Below are 20,029 nucleotides of genomic sequence, written 5' to 3' on the forward strand. Positions count from 1 at the left end.
ATATTACTTTGAGATAATTTATAAAATGGATAAGGTGGATACCATGGTGACGCGTGCAGATAGAGATCCAATTGCTAATTGGTGGTGGACGATTGATCGCTCTATCTTTGCAGCTTGTTTAATTTTAATGGGAATTGGCATTATGCTGTCTTTTGCTGCCAGCCCTATTATTGCAAAAAAAATCGGAATTGCTGATAGTTTTTATTTTGTTCGGTGGCATATCATTTTTAGCATTTCAGCATTTTTTACGATGGTTACCATTTCCTTTTTTTCGCTTTCTAATATTCGTCGTTTATGTGCTCTTTTGCTCATTGTAACGCTTGCTCTTATGGTTGCAACCTTATTTTGGGGTCCAGAATTAAAGGGAGCACGGAGGTGGATTCTACTATTTGGTTTTTCTGTACAGGCTTCAGAGTTTATGAAGCCAGCTTTTGTGGTTATGTCCGCTTGGCTTTTTTCGGAACAGATACGCAAGAGGGGCATTCTGGGTTATACGTTAGCGATTCTACTTTATGCCATTTGTTGTGTGCTTCTGGTTTTGCAGCCTGATATTGGACAAACAGTTTTAATAAGTGCAACATGGGGGGGGCTGTTTTTTATTGCTGGTGTCCCTCTTACTATTATTTTTCTCTTTCTCATTTTAGGCGTTGTAGGAATTATTTTAGCTTATCTTTTTCTGCATCATGTGCGCGAGCGGATCAATGGTTTTTTGACAGGTGAAGGGGATACGTTTCAAGTGGATGTGGGACGTGAGGCTATTTTGAATGGTGGTTGGTTTGGGCAAGGTCCTGGGGAGGGCACAGTAAAACGTATCATTCCTGATAGCCATACAGATTTTGTATTTTCCGTTGCTGCTGAAGAATATGGTATTATTCTTTGTTTATTAATTATGATGCTGTTTGGCTTTATCGTTATGCGTTCATTGTATATAGCCATGAATACACGTGATTCCTTTATACGTCTTGGTATTACTGGCATAGCAATGATGATTGGCTTTCAATCAGCTATTAATATGGCCGTTAATCTTCACTTAATTCCTCCAAAAGGTATGACATTGCCTTTTATTTCTTATGGTGGTTCTTCGATGGTGGCGATTGCGTTTTCAATGGGCATTTTGCTTAGTTTAACACGTCGTTGGCCAGAAGCGCGCCTTTCAGCTTTTTCTTCCTCTTCTGTCTTGGATACCCCTTATGAATGATAAAAAAGTTATTATTTTGGTGGCTGGTGGTACAGGTGGACATCTTTTTCCTGCTGAAGCCCTTTCTGTTGAATTAAGGCAGCGTGGATATGATGTTCATTTAATAACAGATGAAAGAGCACGCCCTTTTGTTCGGTGTTTTGATGAAGAGCATATTCATATCGTTTCATCGGCAACATTTACACGACGCCATCCTTTTGCTCTGATAAAGACGTTTTGGTCTTTGCTAAGGGGTATGGGGCAATCGTTGGCGTTGTTTTATAAATTACGTCCTGTTCTTGTTGGAGGATTTGGGGGGTATCCGAGCTTTCCTCCTCTTTTTATTGCGGCTTTAACGAGGCGTGTGACATTTATTCATGAACAAAATGCTGTTATGGGGCGTGCCAATCGGGTGTTGGCAATTTTTGTGCGTGCAATCGCTGGTGGTTTGTTGTCGCCAAATGGCGCTTATGCTCATAAAATACTTTTGACGGGGAATCCTGTCCGTGAGGCTGTGTTGAAGGCGGCCAAAATTCCTTATCATTCTTCAGAGGGAGAAAAGCCATTTAATTTTTTGATTTTTGGAGGTAGTCAAGGGGCTTCTGCTTTTTCACATATTGTTCCAGAAGCTATTGCTTTATTTGATGATAAGAACCGTAAACGTTTACGAATTGTACAGCAAGTCCGCGGTGAAGCAGGAAGGTTGATCAAAATCTATCGTGATATGGGGGTACAAGCAGAAGTTGCTCCTTTCTTTGATGATATGGCTGAACGTATGGCACATGCTCATTTTATTTTGTCGCGCGCTGGGGCTTCGTCCGTTTGTGAGATAGCGGTGATTGGTAGACCTGCTCTGCTTGTTCCCTATCCCCATGCTTTAGATCATGATCAGGCTGCCAATGCAGCTTTGCTTGCTCGTGTGGGGGGAGCACAAATTATATCAGAAAAAGATTTAAATGCACAAAAGCTTTCTTCTCTTTTAATGCACGCTTGTTGTGCGCCCCATTTATTGGAAAAACAAGCGCTTGCTGCAAAAAAAGTTGGACAACCTCATGCAACCCGTCGCCTTGCTGATATGGCTGAATCCTTAACTGCAGGGCGATTGTTGTCAGATATAAAAGAGGAGCTTTTTAATGAAAATGCCACTTGATATAGGCGTTATCCATTTTATCGGAATCGGGGGGATCGGTATGAGTGGAATTGCGGAGGTTTTTTATAATCTTGGCTATAAAGTTCAAGGGTCAGATCAAGTTGAAAGTGCAAATGTTGAACGTTTGCGGAAAAAAGGAATTAACGTTCATATAGGTCATTGTGCTGAAAACTTAGGGAATGCAGAGGTTGTTGTTTTTTCTACTGCCGTTAAAAAAACAAATCCTGAGTATATTGCTGCAAAGGAAAGACATTTGCCGCTTGTCAGACGTGCAGAAATGCTGGCGGAGCTGATGCGATTTCGGCGTGCAATTGCAGTGGGTGGTACACATGGTAAAACAACAACCACATCAATGGTCGCAGCCCTTCTTGATGCTGGTCATTTTGATCCAGTGGTGATTAATGGCGGTATTATTAATGCTTATGGTACGAATTCTCGTACGGGAGATGGCGATTGGATGATTGTTGAAGCTGATGAAAGTGATGGTACATTTTTAAAGCTGCCTGCTGATATTGCTGTTATTACTAATATTGACGCTGAGCATTTGGATCATTATGGAAGTTTTGATGCTGTGCGTGAGGCTTTTCGGCAATTCGTAGAAAATGTTCCTTTTTATGGTTTTGCTGTTTTGTGTCTTGATCATCCAGAGGTTCAGTCATTGGCGGGCCGTATTGATGATCGTTGGGTGATCACTTATGGTGCAAATCCACAAGCGGATGTTCGTTTTCTTAATCTTTCGATGGATGGTCAAAAAACGCATTTTGATGTTCTTGTTCGCTCACGCAAAACAGGAAGAAAGATTGAGTTGAAAAATTTGCTTTTGCCCATGGCAGGGCAGCATAATGTTGCCAATGCAACGGCGGCGATTGCTATTGCGCATGAACTTGGCATTTCAAATGAAGCTATAAAAAGGGGCTTAGCAGAATTTGGCGGAGTAAAACGGCGTTTTACGCGAACAGGAAGTTGGCGTGGCATTGAAATATTTGATGATTATGGACATCATCCTGTTGAAATAAAGGCTGTTTTGCGTGCTGCACGTGAGAGTGCAAAAGGGCGTGTTATTGCGATTGCACAACCCCATCGGTATTCGCGTTTGTATCATTTATTTGATGATTTTGCTGCTTGTTTTAATGATGCAGATACAGTGTTGATTACGCCCGTTTATGCGGCTGGTGAAGAGCCTATTGTAGGATTTGGTTCTCAAGAATTGGTAGAGCATATTAAAATGGCGGGTCATCGTGATGTGCGCTTGATACATGGTTTGGAAGATGTTGTGTCTCTTGTCTCAAAATTTGCTCAGGCAGAGGATTATGTTGTTTTTCTTGGTGCTGGCAATATCACACAATGGGCTTGTGCTTTGCCTCATCAGTTAGCGGTATTGGATGGTCATGATAAATTTTCAGCACATTGATGGTGAGGCGCTATTGGCGCAATTGCAACCACTGTTAGGTGGCGTGAGAGGAAAGCTTACACCTAATGTTGAGATGCGTAAGGTAACGTGGTTTCGCACGGGCGGGTTGGCAGAGCTTTTTTATCAGCCTGTCGATGAAGAAGATTTGGCTCTCTTTCTTCAAAATTTGCCTGAATTTGTTCCTGTAACAATTGTCGGTATTGGTTCTAATCTTCTGGTGCGTGATGGGGGGGTTCCTGGTGTTGTGATTCGTCTTTCGCCAAAAAAATTTGGGCAAGTGAAGCAGGTTTCTCCAAAAGGCTTTTTAGTTGGTGCTGGTGCGGCGGACAAACATTTAGCTGCTGCCGCTTTAGAAGCTGAGATTGCAGGTTTTCATTTTTATCATGGCATTCCTGGAGGTCTTGGAGGAGCTCTCAAAATGAACGCGGGTGCAAATGGTGTTGAAACCGCAGCACGTGTTGTTGAGGTTTATGCGTTGGATCGTAAAGGGCAACGTCATATCTTGAGTGTGAAAGATATGCATTATTCCTATCGCCAGTGTGATATTCCTGAAGGTTTTATTTTTACTGCTGCTTTATTGGAAGGGGAGCCTGGTAATAAAGATAATATTCGTGCTGCTATGGATGAAGTTGCCCTCCATAGGGAAACAGTGCAACCTATTCGTGAAAAGACCGGTGGATCAACTTTTAGAAATCCTGAGAATGGATCTGCGTGGCGCGTGATTGATGAAGCAGGGTGTCGTGGTTTACGGATTGGTGGCGCTCAAATGAGTGAAATGCACTGTAATTTTATGATCAATACAGGGCAAGCAACAGGATATGATCTTGAAGCATTGGGAGAAACAGTGCGTGCGCGTGTTTTTGCAAATTCAGCCCACCTTTTACAATGGGAAATAGAGCGTATTGGTCAATTTGAGCGTGGTCGAAGTGTTCCTCCTTTTGATCCATTTCATTGATTTATTGTTCACTAAAAAAGTGAAAATAAAAAATTGAGTCATTTCAAAGAGATAATAAAAAATTTCTATTAAGAATCAATAAATTAACAAAGAATCTCTTGCATCAAGCTTTTGAGTCTGATTCATTATGCAAAATGCTAGGTTATTGATTCGCAAGGATAAACTTTGTTTTTCCTGTATGTAGTGCTGATGTATTCTATATAGACTACATATAGTATGCGAAAGAGGGTGATTTATTATGAAAGATAAACATATAGCTGTGTTAATGGGAGGTTTTTCTTCTGAACGGTCTATAAGTTTATCTTCAGGGGCGGCGTGTGCTGATGTTTTAGAGGTGCAGGGGTATCGCGTGAGCCGCGTGGATGTTGATGCTCATATTGCTTCTGTTCTTGAACAGTTGCAGCCCGATATTGCCTTCAATGCGTTGCATGGTCCATTTGGTGAAGATGGCCGGATTCAGGGGATTCTTGAATATTTAAAAATTCCTTATACTCATTCTGGCGTGATGGCATCTGCTTTGGCAATGGATAAGGGACGTGCAAAAATTATCGTTGCAAATGTTGGGGTTTGTGTTGCTCCTTCTCGTATCATGAGCCGCTTTGCTTTGGGTCGAACGCATCCCATGGAGCCTCCTTATGTAATTAAACCTGTGTGTGAAGGATCAAGTTTTGGTGTTGTCATTGTTCAAGGAAATGAAATTGCACCGCCACATAATATTGGGGGAGCTGAGTGGGGGTATGCCGATGAGGTGATGATTGAAAAATATATTCCTGGTCGTGAATTGACTTGTGCTGTTTTGGGGAACGAAGTGCTGGATGTGTGTGAAATTCTTCCCGATAAACACTTTCCATTCTACGATTATGACTCAAAATATAAAACGGGTGGTTCTCTTCACATTTGTCCTGCACAACTTTCACTAAATATTTACCAAAGTGTGCAAAGAATGTCTTTAGCAGCCCATCAGGCGATAGGGTGTCGAGGTGTTAGCCGTTCTGATTTTCGTTTTGATGAAAAAACGGGAGAATTGGTTTGGCTTGAAATTAATACGCAACCAGGTATGACCTCGACGTCTCTTCTTCCTGATATTGCAAAAGCGAGCGGCCGTACTTACGGCGATATTGTTCAATGGATGGTGGAGGACGCATCATGTATGCGTTGAATGTTAATAAAACAAATGTTCCGATGGAGGTGCTTTCAGTGCCGGCTTTGCCACGTCTTTATCGTCGTTTTCTTCGGTTTATGTTTGAGTTTGTTTTTGTCAATATTCATATTCCACGCCATTTTGGCTCTTTTGCTGTTGTGTGGTTTTTCTTTGTTACGGCTTTTTATGGACTTTCATCAAGTGGTCAGATGGCTGTGATCGTAAATACGATCATATTGGATAGTAGTTTTGTGGTCACTCATGTCGATATAAGCGGTAATAAGCGCTTGGCAAAGCAGGATATTTTTAAAATTTTAAAACTTGATGTTGCGCCTTCTATATTCACTTTTGATGTTGAAAGAGCGCGTTCTCTGTTGGAAAAACAGGCTTGGGTGCAATCGGCTAATGTTCAGAAAATTTATCCCAATAGAATGCGCATTTCCATCGTGGAGCGTGAACCCTATGCCATTTGGCAACATGATGGCATAATGGATATTGTTGATAATACAGGTCGTGTCATTGTGCCTTTTAAAGGAGAAATTGTTCGGGATTTACCTCTTGTGGTTGGGCAGGGTGCACAAAATGCTGCTAAAGTGTTTATTCAAGCGCTGTCAGTCTATCCGGAAGTATATGATCGTATTCGTGCTTTTGTGCGGGTAGGTGATCGACGTTGGGATCTTGTTTTGAATAATGGAATGCGCGTTATGTTGCCTGAAAATGGTGCTCTTGAAAGGCTTTCTTCTCTTTCTTCGTCCGGTACAATGCAAGATCTTTTATCTCGCGATATTCTCAGTGTTGATTTACGTCTTGCTGATCGAATTACTATTTCTTTATCAGATGAAACGTTGGAGCGTTATCATGCTACTGTAGCAGAAGAAGAACGTATTTTAAAAGCGCGAAAGGCAGGAAGCCTATGATGCTACTCAGATCACATCATTTGAAGGGGCGTAAAACACGTTTTTTAACGGTACTTGATGTCGGTTCAAGTAAGATTGTTTGTCTTATTGCTTGTTTGCGTCCTTTGAAGCATGCACACTATTTACATGGTCGTACACATTCTACGGAAATTCTAGGCTTTGGAGTGCAGCGTTCACGTGGTATTAAATCCGGTGTTGTCATGGATATGTTTGCAGCAGAACAATCCATAAGATTGGCTGTTGATGCGGCAGAAAAAATGGCGGGTTTGGTGGTGGATTCAGTGATTGTGAATTTTTCCTCAAGTCGATTACAAAGTGCTTTGATTAATGGAAAGGTTCATTTGAATGGTCGTGAAGTCACCAAGCGTGATATGCGTATGGCCTTTTCAGATGTTTCGCGTAAAGCCTTTAATGCTGAACGTCATGTTATGCACTCAGTTCCAGTTTCGTATGTATTGGATGGAGATAAAGGAATTTTTGATCCTATTGGCATGGCAGGGGAAACATTTGGTGTCGACGTGCATGTGGTAACAGCAGAAACAGCCTCTTTGCGTAATTTGGAAACTTGTATTAATCGTGCACATTTGAGTGTTGAAGCAATGGTTGCTACTCCCTTTGCAAGTGGTCTTGCTGTCTTGATGAATGATGAGGCGCGTTTAGGGGCTGCATGTATTGATTTTGGTGGTGGAACAACAACATTTTCAGTGTTTTTTGAGGGGAAATTTATTCATGCAGATGCTCTTGCTGTTGGGGGGCATCATGTCACTCTTGATGTTGCGCGCGGATTTTCTATGTCTTTAACAGAGGCGGAACGTTTAAAAGTTGTTTATGGTTCAGCACTTTTAACAAGTGCTGATGAGCGGCAAATGATTAATGTAGCAGAAATTGGGAGTGAACAGCGTGAAACTCAATATCCTCGCGCGGTTCTTGGGCGTATCATTCGTGCGCGTGTTGAAGAAATTTTAGAAATGGTCCGTGATTGTTTAAATCGTTCTGGTTTTGGTCACATCATTGGTAAACGTGTTATTTTGACTGGGGGAGCAAGCCAGTTAACAGGATTGCCAGAAATGGCACGTACTATATTAGGAAGAAATGTTCGTATCGGGCGGCCTTTAGGTATTTCGAGGCTTCCTTCTCTTGCAAAAGGGGCGGCGTTTACATCTGCTGTTGGGTTGTTAATTTATCCGCAATTGGTGGGTTTTGAAGAAAAAACAATGCAGGCGGCAGGAAATCATTTATCGATGGGCACGCGTGGATATTTTCAGCGTGTTGGTCAGTGGTTGCGTGAGAGTTTTTAGTTAAGTCTAGTTGGATAAATTTCATCGCTTTGGCTTGCGGTGTCTTATGAGAAGGAAAAGAAAATGACGATTAATCTGCATCGGCCAGATATCGCGGAATTGAAGCCACGCATTACCGTTTTTGGTGTTGGAGGTGGTGGCGGGAATGCCGTGAATAATATGATAAATGCTGGTCTTCAGGGAGTTGACTTTGTTGTTGCAAATACGGATGCACAGGCTTTGGCTATGTCAAAGGCTGAACGTGTTATCCAACTTGGGGCAGCTGTGACAGAAGGTTTGGGTGCTGGGGCTTTGCCTGAAGTTGGACAAGCGGCGGCGGAGGAATGTATTGATGAAATTATTGATCATCTTGCAGACTCTCATATGGTTTTCATTACTGCTGGTATGGGGGGAGGAACTGGAACAGGGGCTGCTCCCGTTGTTGCTCGCGCAGCGCGTGAAAAAGGTATTTTGACTGTTGGTGTTGTGACAAAGCCGTTTCAGTTTGAAGGCGCACGTCGTATGAAAACGGCAGAGGCTGGTATTGAAGAATTACAAAAGTCTGTCGATACATTGATTGTTATTCCCAATCAAAATCTTTTCCGTATTGCAAATGATAAGACAACGTTTGCTGATGCTTTTGCTATGGCTGACCAAGTGCTTTATTCTGGTGTTGCTTCCATTACGGATTTGATGATTAAAGAGGGTTTGATTAACCTTGATTTTGCTGATGTTCGTTCTGTTATGCACGAAATGGGTCGAGCCATGATGGGAACGGGTGAGGCATCTGGTGATGGGCGTGCTTTGGCTGCGGCTGAAGCTGCTATTGCAAATCCATTGTTGGATGATACCTCTATGCGTGGGGCGCGTGGTTTATTGATTTCTATTACGGGTGGTCGTGATATGACTCTCTTTGAGGTTGATGAAGCTGCTAATCGTATTCGTGAAGAAGTAGATGCTGATGCGAATGTGATCTTTGGCGCTATTGATGATGAGTCATTGGAAGGTGTTATTCGTGTTTCTGTGGTTGCCACCGGTATTGATCGTGAAGTTAGTGATGTGGTTCAGTCCTCTCATCCTCAGATTCAAAGACCTGCTTCTTCAATACGCAAGAGCGATCCTGGAACGTCACACAGTTCTTTTCATGTTCAGTCATCGCCTCTGCGTTCTGAGTCAATGGTAGAAGTGATCGAATCACTTGAAATAGAGAAGGGTAAATCAACCGGAGAACAGTTCCGTCCCAAAAGTCAAATTTTTGCACAACCTGCAGAAGCAATGACGACACGAAGTGCCACGAATGCTGTTGCGTATGGTTCAAATGCTGTTCAGGAACAGAGATCCAATGTGCCTCGTATGCAAGTAAGCCGTGGTTCTCAACAGGCGATGACGGCTCCTGTGAGTATGGAGGCAACAGCACATGTTCTTGATGAGATGACAGGGGTTGTGAAGCAAAAAGAAAAGCCAGTGCAACCAAAACAAATGCAACAAATGCAAGCGCGCGCTCCAATGCGTATGCCTGAGTTAAAGGATTTTCCACCTGTTGCTCATGGACAAAGTCAAAGAACATTTGTGACTGATCAAGGTCCTCGTAATCTTTGGCAGCGTTTGAAACAGAGCTTGACACATCGTGAAGAAGCTGAGCCAGAAGCGAGGCTGGAGCCTGCTGTTAGATCGTCTCAGCAGAAAGATTCTCATGTTTACAATAAAAACTCTCAGGCGCTTTCTCAAGATGCTTCTGTTTATGTTCCACGTCGTTCTGGTGAGCTGCATCCTCAGGTACCACAAGATCAGCGTACTTTTATAAGTGAAGAAGATCAGTTGGAAATACCAGCATTTTTACGTCGTCAGGCAAATTAATTGATGAAAAATGAGGTAAAGTAAGAAATTTTATTATTTCTTTAATGCTCAGTCAAAAATTATACAGTAAAATATATTACTGTTTTTTGGATAAAATACTTTGTTTTAAAAAGACCGCTTACAATAAGCGGTTTTTTTTTATTATTTACTATGAATATTTTTTATAGTTTTATAAATTTTGTTAAAAGATGTACAAGCAATTTAATAAAATGATATGATGAATTTAGTACCAAAATATCAGTCTACTCTTAAAAAAGCAGTAACATTTAAGGGGATTGGCGTTCATAGTGGCTGTTTGTCAGTGGTAAAGGTTTGTCCAGCGGATGTTGGGTGTGGTATTGTTTTTAAGCGTTGTGGATTAGACGGAACAGAGAAAATATTTCAAGCCCATGCATCGCAAACAGGAGAAACTGAATTATCAACAGTACTTGGAGATGGAGATGTAAGGGTTGAAACAATTGAACATTTGATGGCGGCAATTGCTGCTTATAATTTGGATAATCTTGTTATTGAAGTGTCACATAATGAGATTCCTATTTTGGATGGTTCAGCGTGGCTATATTGCCAAGCTTTTGAAGATGTTGGTATTGTACAGCAAAATGCGTTGCGTTCTTATTTCATTATAAAAAAGCCCGTGCGGGTTGAAGGAGCTCATGGTGTTGCAGAGCTTTTGCCATTCGATGGACGTCGTTTTGATATAACGATCTCTTTTCCTTCTTCTGCTATTGGTAAGCAACATTTCAGTTTTGATCTTACCACACGAGGGTTTAGGGATGATTTGTCACGTGCGCGCACTTTTGGTTTTATCAAAGACGTGGAAGAATTAAGGCTTTCTGGAAAGGCGAGAGGCGCTTCTTTGGAAAATTCTCTTGTTATCGACCTTAATGATAAAATTTTAAATCCCAATGGTCCTTATTGGGAGAATGAATGTGTTCGGCACAAGATGCTTGATGCGATTGGTGATACTGCTTTGCTTGGGGCACCTTTTATTGGATTATTTCGTTCTTATTGTAGTGGGCATAGAATTAATGCGCAATTGGTGAAGGCTGTTTTGGCAGACGAATCATATTATGAAAAAAGCTTTTTAGAGAAAAAGTAAAAAAATTGGCAAGATTTTTTTATCGTTTATTTGATTTTTAAGGGGATGATTGACCTAAACTGCTAAATTGGTTATGTGGATTTTAAAGTGATATGGTATAAACCTTTGATAAATTGTTTTTGCTACAAGGTGATATTCTGTGGAGGCCGGAAAAACTATGAAAAAATCTCATGTGTGCATTGGAAATATGACATATAGAAAATCTAACATTGTACGCAAGATATTGGGGGTGGTGCTTTTGGGAAGCACCTGTATGTTAGCGGGATGCCTCTTTAAAGAGAAAAATACCCTTGATCCATCTGCTTATGTTTTGAAAATAGAGCCACCAGATGTTTTATATAATCAGGCGCTTGCTAGCCTTGAAAGTGGGCGGCTTGGGGATGCATCGAAGAAGTTTTTGAAGATTGAAAAACAGTACGCTTATACAGACTGGGGACGTAAATCTTTGGTCATGGGTGCTTTTACTAATTATCGACTCGGAAAGTATGATGATTCAATTAGTATGGCTCAACGCTATATTACTCTTTATCCAGGGTCGACTGACTCGGCTTATGCATACTATATTATTGGTCTTTCTTCTTTCCGTCGGATTCCTGATGTTACGCGTGATCAACGTGACACGAAACGTGCTATTGCTGCTATGCAGCTTCTTATAGAGCGTTATCCTAATTCTGAGTATGTCAAGGATGCTAAGGATAAAATCCGTTTTGGTCGCGAACAACTGGCTGGTAAAGAAATGCAGATTGGCCGTTATTATGAAGAGGGGCGGCGCTATCTTGCGGCAAGTAGACGGTTTCGTACCGTAGTTGAAGAGTATTCTGATACAAATCAAATTGAAGAAGCACTTTTCCGCTTGACTGAGGTTAATCTTGCTCTCGGCTTAACGGCGGAAGCACAGACGGCAGCAGCTATTTTAGGACGTAATTATCCCAAAAGTGAGTGGTATAAATTTTCTTATAATCTCTTGCAGAAGAATAAAATATCACCACGTGAGCATAAATCTTCTTGGATCTCAAATGCTTTAGGTGGTGACAAGAAGAGGGTACGTTGATTCTCTATGTTGGTACAGCTTTCGATTCATAATATTGTTTTGATCGAAACGCTCGATATTCATTTTACAGCGGGGTTGACGGTTTTAACTGGAGAAACGGGTGCGGGGAAGTCTATTCTCCTTGATGCTTTATCACTTGCTCTAGGGGGGCGGGGTGATGCTTCGCTTGTGCGTCATGGGGCTGACCGCGGGCAGGTCACAGCTGTTTTTGATGTGTCTGTTTCACATCCTGCACGTCAACTTATTCGTGAGAATGGTCTTGATGACGAGGGTGATATTATTTTACGGCGGGTACAATCAAGTGATGGACGTAGCCGTGTCTTTATCAATGATCAGGTGTCTAGTGTTGCATTGATGCGAAGTGTTGGCCGTTTGCTGGTTGAAATCCATGGACAACATGATGATCGTGCACTGATTGATGTTGCTACACATCGCCAATTATTAGATGCCTTTGGTGGACTTGAGAATGAAGTGGAAAATTTGCGTCAGTGTTATCACACATGGCGTGAATTTGAGGAGCGTTTGCAACGGCAGCGTCTTAAAGTAGAGAGTGCTGTACGGGAGGTTGATTATCTTCGTGCGTGTGTAGAAGAGCTTGAAAAGCTTGATTTTAGAGTTGGTGAAGAGGAAGCTCTTTCTCTTCGTCGTGCTGATATGCTTAAATTAGAAAAAATAGCGACAGATATTAAAGAAGCGGATGATCTTTTAACAGGTCAAAAATCACCAATCCCAGTGCTTTCTAATTTGGTGAGGCGTTTGGAGCGGAAAATTCCTGAGGCGCAAGAACTTATTGCACCAGTGGTGAAATCTATTGATGAGGCATTGCATGCACTTGCAACAGCACAAGAAGGTATTGAGACGGCAATACGAGCATTAGATTTTGAACCTGATGAATTGGAACGGATAGAAGAGCGTCTTTTTGCTCTTCGGGGTTTTGCTCGTAAATATCAAGTTTCTGCGGATGAATTGGTTCAGTTACGCGATAAAATGGATGCTGAACTGGCTGACTTTGAAGAGGCTCAGACCATATTGACACGTTTTGAAGATGAGGCAGAGCAGGCAAAGAAAAATTATGATACATTGGCGCAAGCCTTAACAATAAAGCGTCGGGAGACAGCAAAGCATTTATCTGAAAGTGTTATGGCTGAGTTGCCGGCATTGAAGTTAGAGAGGGCTGAATTTATTGTTGAAATGCAAAGTGATATGGAAAAGCGGAGTGCAGAGGGATGTGATCGTATTGAATATTGGGTGCGGACAAATCCTGGAACACGTGCAGGGCCGATGCTTAGTGTGGCTTCTGGCGGTGAATTATCCCGTTTTTTGCTAGCATTAAAAGTTGTTTTATCTGATCGAGGATCAGCACCGACGCTGATCTTTGATGAAATTGATACAGGCGTTGGGGGGGCTGTTGCAGCTGCTATTGGACAACGATTGCAACGCTTATCAGAACGTGTTCAGGTTTTTGCTATTACACATGCACCACAGGTTGCATCGAAAGCGCATGGTCATTTTCTTATTTCAAAAATTGAGAGTCATGATAAAGGACGCTTTGTTACTGCGATTCATAAAATGAAAGAACATGAGCGTGCAGAAGAAATTGCCCGTATGTTGGCTGGAGAACAGATTACTGAAGAAGCGCGTGCAGCGGCTCAAAAGCTTCTAGCATAAAGGTAATTAGTCAGCGATAAAAATACTGGAAAGCTTGTATTTATTGAGATTCACTTGATGAGGATGCGTGTGGAAATCCTTGTGGCAGTGCTTGTAATTTGGAATAGATTTTATGAACAAAGATGCATATAAAAATCTCACAGCTGTTGAAGCAGAACGTGAATTAGAGTGGTTGGCAAAAGAGATTGCACGTCATGATGTGCTTTATAATCGTGATGATCAGCCTGAAATTTCTGATGCAGAATACGATGCTTTACGTCGTCGTAATGCAGAAATTGAAGCTCTTTTTCCAGAGCTTATACGTATTGATTCTCCTTCACATAAAATTGGAGCACCAATTTCTGAAAAATTTGAAAAATCTGTTCATGCACAGCCTATGCTTTCACTTGATAATGCGTTTAGCTCTGAAGATGTTACTGAATTTGTTGAGCGTATTCGTCGTTTTTTACGGCTTCCAGAAACACAAGTGTTGGAAATAACAGCGGAGCCAAAAATTGATGGTTTATCTTTGTCTTTGCGCTACGAAAAGGGGCAGCTTGTGCGTGCGGCAACGCGTGGGGATGGAACTGTCGGTGAAAATGTGACGGCAAATGCCCGAACAATTGCTGATATCCCACAAGTTTTGCAAGGTGATTTTCCTGATATCATTGAGGTGCGTGGTGAAGTTTATATGGGGCGGGAAGATTTCCAAGCACTGAATATCAGCCAACAAGAGAAGGGCAAGTTAACCTTTGCCAATCCTCGAAATGCGGCGGCTGGTTCACTCCGTCAGCTTGATTCACGGATAACCGCTAGCAGAAAACTTCAATTTTTTGCTTATGCTTGTGGTGAGGTGAGTGAAATATTGGCAGAAAGTCAAATGGAGATGATGAAAAAGCTAAAAGAATATGGCTTTGTTATCAATCCATTAACAAAAGTCTTTAAGAGAGTAGAAGAAATTATTTTCTATTATCGTGATATAGAAGAACGCCGTCATTCTTTAAGCTATGACATTGATGGCATTGTTTATAAGGTTAATGATTTGATGCTCCAAAAGCGTTTGGGGTTTGTTTCTCGTTCGCCGCGTTGGGCTATCGCCCATAAATTTCCAGCAGAAAAAGCGATAGCGCTTTTGGAAGATATTGACATTCAAGTTGGTCGCACGGGAGCTTTGACACCTGTTGCACGTCTTACGCCTATTACTGTTGGTGGAGTGGTGGTGACCAATGCTAGTTTGCATAATGAGGATTATATTAAGGGAATTGGTCATAAAGGAGAGCCCATTCGTGAAGGACGTGATATCCGTGTAGGCGATAGCGTGATTGTACAACGTGCTGGTGATGTGATCCCTCAAATTGTTGATATTATTGCTGAAAAACGTCCAAAAGATGCTTCTGCTTTTGTTTTTCCTCATCTGTGTCCCGCTTGTGGGAGTCATGCTGTTCGTGAAGAGGGAGAAGCCGTGCGTCGCTGTACAGGGGGGCTTATTTGTCCGGCACAAGCGATTGAACGTATTCGTCATTTTGTTTCACGCAATGCGTTTGATATTGAGGGCTTGGGTAAAAAACAAGTGGAGTTCTTTTTCCATGTTCAAGATGAAGCGCTTTGTATTCATACACCAGTTGATATCTTTACTTTAGAACGGCGCCAAGAAAAGTCTTTGATCCGTTTGGAAAATATGGAAGGTTTTGGTACTGTTTCAGTGCGGAAATTGTATGATGCCATTAATGCGCGCCGAGAAATTCCTTTGAGCCGTTTTTTGTTTGCATTGGGGATTCGTCATGTTGGCGAAGTGAATGCACGCCGCCTTGCACGTGCTTATAAAAATTATACAGCTTTTGAGACTGCGGCTATGGAAGCATTTATGCCATGTGATAAGGAAAATGAAGAAGGAAATGAGGCTTGGATAGAGCTTACCAATATCGAAGGAATTGGACCACAGGTAGGGAGCGCAATTGTTGATTTTTATCAAGAAGAGCATAACCGTGAGATTTTATCTGTTTTGCTTGAAGAAGTAACTCCTCTTGATGAGGAGCCTATCATAGCAGATTCTTCACCAATAGCGGATAAGATTATTGTTTTTACAGGAACTTTGGCGCATATGTCACGTGATGAAGCAAAAGCATTGGCAGAGCGATTGGGGGCTAAAACATCTGGTTCACTTTCTAAAAAAACAGATCTTCTTGTTGCAGGACTTGGAGCGGGCTCCAAATTGGCTAAAGCTGAGGAATTAGGTGTTGAGGTTATCGATGAAGAGGCTTGGCTACAGCTGATTGAGAAACATAATGTTTAGAGGATGTCTTCTAGAAGATCGTATGCTGTTTGTATGATTATCTCTCTTACATTTTTTGGGGGATGAAATCAAAAAGAGGGATAATAGGGGCTGTTTTTTGCAAAAACAGAGCGCCATATATTTTAATATTTATTACGTTATTTAAAATAATTAACGTTGAGCTTAAATATTAAACTTAAACTATTATGATGAAGAATATACAAGGTTATTATTAGTACAAAATATAAATTATTACTGTGAAGCAAGGTAAAAATTGTAAATAAATATGTATAATTTAATCCAAAATGCCGTAATAAACCAATTATAATGACGTAATAGAAATATAACGCGGAAAATTACAAAATATAACGAAAGTTTCCATATAAAGGAAATAGGGATATAATAATGTCTGGATGGAGATCGCCAAGATAAGTATTACCACGTATAGGTGTATCTCATCTTGCTTCACCTAGGTTAGCGTTTACCATACCAGCAAAAAACTTGAAGTATCTTGTAGAAATATTTTTTGTGTTTGCTGATGGTAAATTCGCACTTCTCTCTTTAAAAGAGAAGGGTGTAGTGTTTTGTAGAAAGGGTAAAAGTTATAGGTTGCTTCATTTAAAGGGGCATTGTTGCTTCTTTTGCCCATTTTTTATCTTCTTCATTTAAGTAAGGTGCATTCATCTGATAAACGCGCGCATGGTAATCATTGAGCCATTGTCGTTCTTCTTGTGTCAAAAGCTCTGGAAGGATTAACCGTCGATCAATGGGGCAATGTGTAAGTGTTTCGAACGAGAGCATTTCTATATCTCCACCATCAATTTTTTGTGCTGGCTTCACAATCATCAAATTTTCAAGACGGATACCAAAAGCGCTTTCGCGGTAATAACCTGGCTCGTTTGAAAGAATCATACCGGAGATGAGTTCTTGGCACCCTTTACGAGAAATATTTTGCGGTCCTTCATGGACAGAAAGATAAGATCCAACACCATGACCGGTGCCATGGGCATAATCAAAACCAGCTTTCCACAATGCAATGCGTGCAAGAGCATCAAGGTCTTGTCCACGGGTTCTTTTGGGAAAGCAAGCAGTTGAAAGAGTAATCATGCCCTTGAGAACAAGAGTGAAACAGCGTTTTTCTTCTTCTCCAATATTCCCAATTGCTACTGTACGTGTGACATCAGTCGTGCCATCACGATATTGTCCACCTGAATCAACGAGGTAAAGTTCACCGGCTTTGAGTTGTTTATTTGTTTGCGTTGTTACACGATAATGAATAATGGCACCATTTTCTCCTGTTGCGGAGATTGTATCAAAAGAAAGATCTTCAAGTTTTTCTCCCATTTCTTTTGCTGTATTTATGCGAAATTCTTCTAATTTTTGAGCAGCAGAAATTTCACTTATTGACCCTGGTATTTGTTTATCTAACCAAGAAAAAAAACGGGTTAGGGCAACACCATCGCGTAGATGCGCTTTGCGTGCGCCATTGAGTTCTGTGTCATTTTTAATGGCACGTGGTAGAGCAGCAGGATCGGTAAGTGTGATAAAAAAGCTATTTTTTTCTTCAATAACAGTTCGTAATTTTTCGCATGTTAGCTGTGGATCTAAGGCAAACACTGTCCCTTTTTGAACATACTCTTTGATCTTGGGAATAAGCTGTTCTGGTTCATATAATTTTGCATAACGTTCTAGATATTGTTTCTGTTCTACACCAAGTTTTTTGCTGTCAATGAATAAAGCTGGTGTTTTGTTAAGTGGAATGAGAGCAAAACAAAGGGAAAAAGGCGTGTTGGAAACATCATTGCCCCGTATATTGAATGTCCATGCAATGGAAGAGGGGTCTGTAAAAATAAAAGCATTTGCATGAGTTTGCTGTATATCTTTGTAAATCAAAGCGAGTTTTTCATCTGTATCGCACCCAGCATATTTGAGAGGGTGAATTGATAAGGCAGATTGTGGTAATTTTGGTTGATCATGCCAGAGCAGATCAATGGGATTATGTTGAACTTCTACAAGTTTTCCACCTGCTTTCATTTCTAATGCGTTTTTTAATGCATCGGTGGCAGCAATCGTGTGGAGCCATGGATCAAAGCCAATAGAAAGTTTTTGACCATTTTTTTCAAGCCATTGTGAGGGAGGACAAGTTATGAGATCTTCATAATTAAAAATATCAGGATCAGTTTGTTGGCGAACTTGGAGCTTATATCGCCCATCTGTAAATATGATGGCTTTGTTTTTTAAAATCAGTGCAATCCCAGCTGATCCAGTAAAGCCGGTTAACCAGCTAAGGCGTTGAGCATGAGGAGGGACATACTCTCCTTGGTGTTCATCGCACCGCGGAACAAGAAAACCATCGAGTCCAAGGTGATCGAGTTCTTTACGAAGGCAAGAAATGCGTTCTGCTGCATAAGCAGGATTTGTTGTCGCCTCAAAAGATTGATACATAACGACGTCCTTTTCTTTTATTTTATTTCAGGTGTATCGTAACCCATCCTTGCCGGTGGTATGTTTCGATATGCTTCAGTCCTTGTTTTATATAAGTCTCCAAAACATGGGCATGTTGTTCTTCAAGAATTCCAGAGAGTATAAGTGATCCCCCTTTTTTAAGGGCTTTTACCATTTCTTGCGCAAGTTCAATAAGCGGATTAGCAAGGATATTGGCAACGATGAGATCAAAAGGCGCACGTGTTGCAATGTGTTCATGGGTAAAACTTGTTGCTGTAACAGCTGTAATATACTCTTTTACGCCATTAAGCTCGATATTATGTTGTGCAACTTGAATAGCAATAGGATCAATATCGGAGGCGAGAATACTAATGGGCTTGAGCATTGCTATGCCAATGGCTAAGACTCCACTACCAGTTCCAAGATCAAGGGCATTTTGTGGATTTTCGTGTTTCATGACTTTGGCAATCATTTCCAAACAACCAGCTGTTGTCCCATGATGTCCTGTTCCAAAGGCTTGATTTGCTTCAATTTCAATAGGGAGAACATTTGCTGGAATGGCGTTTCGGTTGTGACTTCCATGAAGGAAAAAAGGACCGGCTTGCACAGGTTTTAGTCCTTCTAGGCTTTTTTGTACCCAATCAATGTTGGGTAAAACTTCCATATTAATATTATCAAAATCTATAGAAAGGATTTGAGCAAAACGTTTCAATGCGTTCTCTTGATTGTCTTGATCGACATATAGAGAAAGCTCATATACAGCATTTTGTTCATCTATCTCTGTAAGAGCAAGAGGATACCCTTCTTCGTCAAAGGCTGTTTCTATAAGGGTATAGAACCGTTCTGCTTCATTTTTAGAAGCAGTATAATAGAGGCGAATTTGTTGCGACATGCTGTTCTTTCTTTTGATCGGTTTTTTTAGTTTAAGATGAGTTTTTTTAACCGTTCAATGGCGATTTCATCTTTTAATTCGCTATCGCTTTCTTTCGTGTCATAACGGATAACGCCAGCTAATTTTCCACCTTTTTTGAGTAAAAAAATTGCTGCTGTATGGTTATATGTATAGTTTCCATCTGTTTCAGGGACTTTTTCAGCAACGATGTTGAAAGAATTGACCATTTTATGAACTTTTTCAGGATCTCCGCTGATGCCAACAATTTTATTGTTAAAATTACTGAGATAATCATGGAGTACTTTTGGTGTATCACGTTCAGGATCAACAGTCACAAACCATATACCTAATTTATCAGCTTCAGGCCCAAGGGCTGTAAGCCATCGATCAAGATTCATCAGTGTGGTAGGGCAGCTTTCAGGACACATAGTGAAGCCGAAAAAAATTATTGAAGGCTTGCTTCGAACATCAGCCTCAGTAATATTTTTTCCATTAGAATCAGTGAGAGTAAAGTTATCACCTAAAGGCTTATTTGTCAGCGTATCATAAATAAAAACACCTGCAAGAAATATGATTGTCAGCCCCAAGATGCGTATTACATTTTTCATAGTTTGACTCTCTTAGATAGATCGAGAAATTGTAACATCGGCAGGTTTGTTTTGCAATGTTTGTTTCATGGTTGATTTTATTGGCTTGATTGGTATGTCTTTCCATATCTATTGATAAAACATTGGTGAA

15 protein-coding genes are annotated in these 20,029 nt (G+C 41.0%); 12 read left to right on the forward strand and 3 right to left on the reverse strand.

The window, feature by feature from the left end:
* Positions 1 to 43: 43 nt before the first annotated feature.
* From ACFINS_RS06420 to ligA, 12 genes are all read left to right on the forward strand, one after another.
* Positions 44 to 1,198 carry an FtsW/RodA/SpoVE family cell cycle protein gene (locus ACFINS_RS06420; protein ID WP_375638336.1) on the forward strand — a complete coding sequence of 385 codons (1,155 nt, stop codon included), beginning with the start codon at positions 44 to 46 and terminating at the stop codon, positions 1,196 to 1,198.
* Entirely contained in the window at positions 1,191 to 2,327 is a 1,137-nt protein-coding gene (murG, locus tag ACFINS_RS06425; RefSeq protein WP_375638335.1) for an undecaprenyldiphospho-muramoylpentapeptide beta-N-acetylglucosaminyltransferase, read from the forward strand. Before ACFINS_RS06420 ends, murG begins: the two co-directional genes overlap by 8 nt.
* Positions 2,311 to 3,738: a UDP-N-acetylmuramate--L-alanine ligase gene (gene murC / locus ACFINS_RS06430; protein WP_375632331.1), complete on the forward strand. Its 1,428-nt coding sequence runs from the start codon at positions 2,311 to 2,313 to the stop codon at positions 3,736 to 3,738. Before murG ends, murC begins: the two co-directional genes overlap by 17 nt.
* Positions 3,716 to 4,693 carry a UDP-N-acetylmuramate dehydrogenase gene (murB, locus tag ACFINS_RS06435; protein WP_375705995.1) on the forward strand — a complete coding sequence of 326 codons (978 nt, stop codon included), beginning with the start codon at positions 3,716 to 3,718 and terminating at the stop codon, positions 4,691 to 4,693. Before murC ends, murB begins: the two co-directional genes overlap by 23 nt.
* 238 nt (positions 4,694 to 4,931) lie before the next feature.
* Positions 4,932 to 5,852, forward strand: coding sequence for a D-alanine--D-alanine ligase (locus ACFINS_RS06440; protein ID WP_375628832.1), 921 nt, complete (start codon positions 4,932 to 4,934; stop codon positions 5,850 to 5,852).
* The gene (locus ACFINS_RS06445; RefSeq protein ID WP_375646507.1) at positions 5,840 to 6,751 is read left to right on the forward strand and encodes a cell division protein FtsQ/DivIB; all 912 of its coding nucleotides are present in this window, start codon (positions 5,840 to 5,842) and stop codon (positions 6,749 to 6,751) included. Before ACFINS_RS06440 ends, ACFINS_RS06445 begins: the two co-directional genes overlap by 13 nt.
* Positions 6,748 to 8,049 carry a cell division protein FtsA gene (gene ftsA, locus ACFINS_RS06450; RefSeq protein WP_375646510.1) on the forward strand — a complete coding sequence of 434 codons (1,302 nt, stop codon included), beginning with the start codon at positions 6,748 to 6,750 and terminating at the stop codon, positions 8,047 to 8,049. The genes ACFINS_RS06445 and ftsA overlap by 4 nt, the downstream gene beginning before the upstream one ends.
* Positions 8,050 to 8,112: 63 nt before the next feature.
* The gene (gene ftsZ, locus ACFINS_RS06455; RefSeq protein WP_375681982.1) at positions 8,113 to 9,885 is read left to right on the forward strand and encodes a cell division protein FtsZ; all 1,773 of its coding nucleotides are present in this window, start codon (positions 8,113 to 8,115) and stop codon (positions 9,883 to 9,885) included.
* A gap of 214 nt (positions 9,886 to 10,099) precedes the next feature.
* Positions 10,100 to 10,984, forward strand: a complete 885-nt coding sequence (gene lpxC, locus ACFINS_RS06460) for a UDP-3-O-acyl-N-acetylglucosamine deacetylase (protein ID WP_375705996.1) — start codon at positions 10,100 to 10,102, stop codon at positions 10,982 to 10,984.
* 157 nt (positions 10,985 to 11,141) lie between these two features.
* The gene (locus ACFINS_RS06465; RefSeq protein ID WP_375612003.1) at positions 11,142 to 12,035 is read left to right on the forward strand and encodes an outer membrane protein assembly factor BamD; all 894 of its coding nucleotides are present in this window, start codon (positions 11,142 to 11,144) and stop codon (positions 12,033 to 12,035) included.
* Positions 12,036 to 12,041: 6 nt separating this feature from the next.
* The gene (recN, locus tag ACFINS_RS06470; RefSeq protein ID WP_375705997.1) at positions 12,042 to 13,703 is read left to right on the forward strand and encodes a DNA repair protein RecN; all 1,662 of its coding nucleotides are present in this window, start codon (positions 12,042 to 12,044) and stop codon (positions 13,701 to 13,703) included.
* Between the two features lie 112 nt (positions 13,704 to 13,815).
* Entirely contained in the window at positions 13,816 to 15,975 is a 2,160-nt protein-coding gene (ligA, locus tag ACFINS_RS06475; RefSeq protein ID WP_375650987.1) for an NAD-dependent DNA ligase LigA, read from the forward strand.
* Between the two features lie 597 nt (positions 15,976 to 16,572).
* Here the strand turns inward: ligA and ACFINS_RS06480 are convergent.
* Genes ACFINS_RS06480 through ACFINS_RS06490 form a run of 3 tightly spaced genes read right to left on the reverse strand, consistent with a single transcriptional unit; the run spans position 16,573 to position 19,899 of the window.
* Complete coding sequence (locus tag ACFINS_RS06480; protein WP_375675612.1) at positions 16,573 to 18,399, reverse strand: aminopeptidase P family protein; 1,827 nt, start codon at positions 18,397 to 18,399, stop codon at positions 16,573 to 16,575.
* Positions 18,400 to 18,421: 22 nt separating this feature from the next.
* On the reverse strand, positions 18,422 to 19,291 hold the full coding sequence (locus ACFINS_RS06485) for a 50S ribosomal protein L11 methyltransferase (protein ID WP_375705998.1): 870 nt from the start codon (positions 19,289 to 19,291) through the stop codon (positions 18,422 to 18,424).
* Positions 19,292 to 19,317: 26 nt separating this feature from the next.
* Positions 19,318 to 19,899 (reverse strand): SCO family protein, encoded by a 582-nt coding sequence (locus ACFINS_RS06490; protein WP_273790767.1) that lies wholly within the window; start codon positions 19,897 to 19,899, stop codon positions 19,318 to 19,320.
* Positions 19,900 to 20,029: the final 130 nt, after the last annotated feature.

Origin of the sequence: Bartonella sp. AA2SXKL, from assembly GCF_042197205.1 — a bacterium.
In the GTDB taxonomy this organism is placed as follows: Bacteria; Pseudomonadota; Alphaproteobacteria; order Rhizobiales; family Rhizobiaceae; genus Bartonella.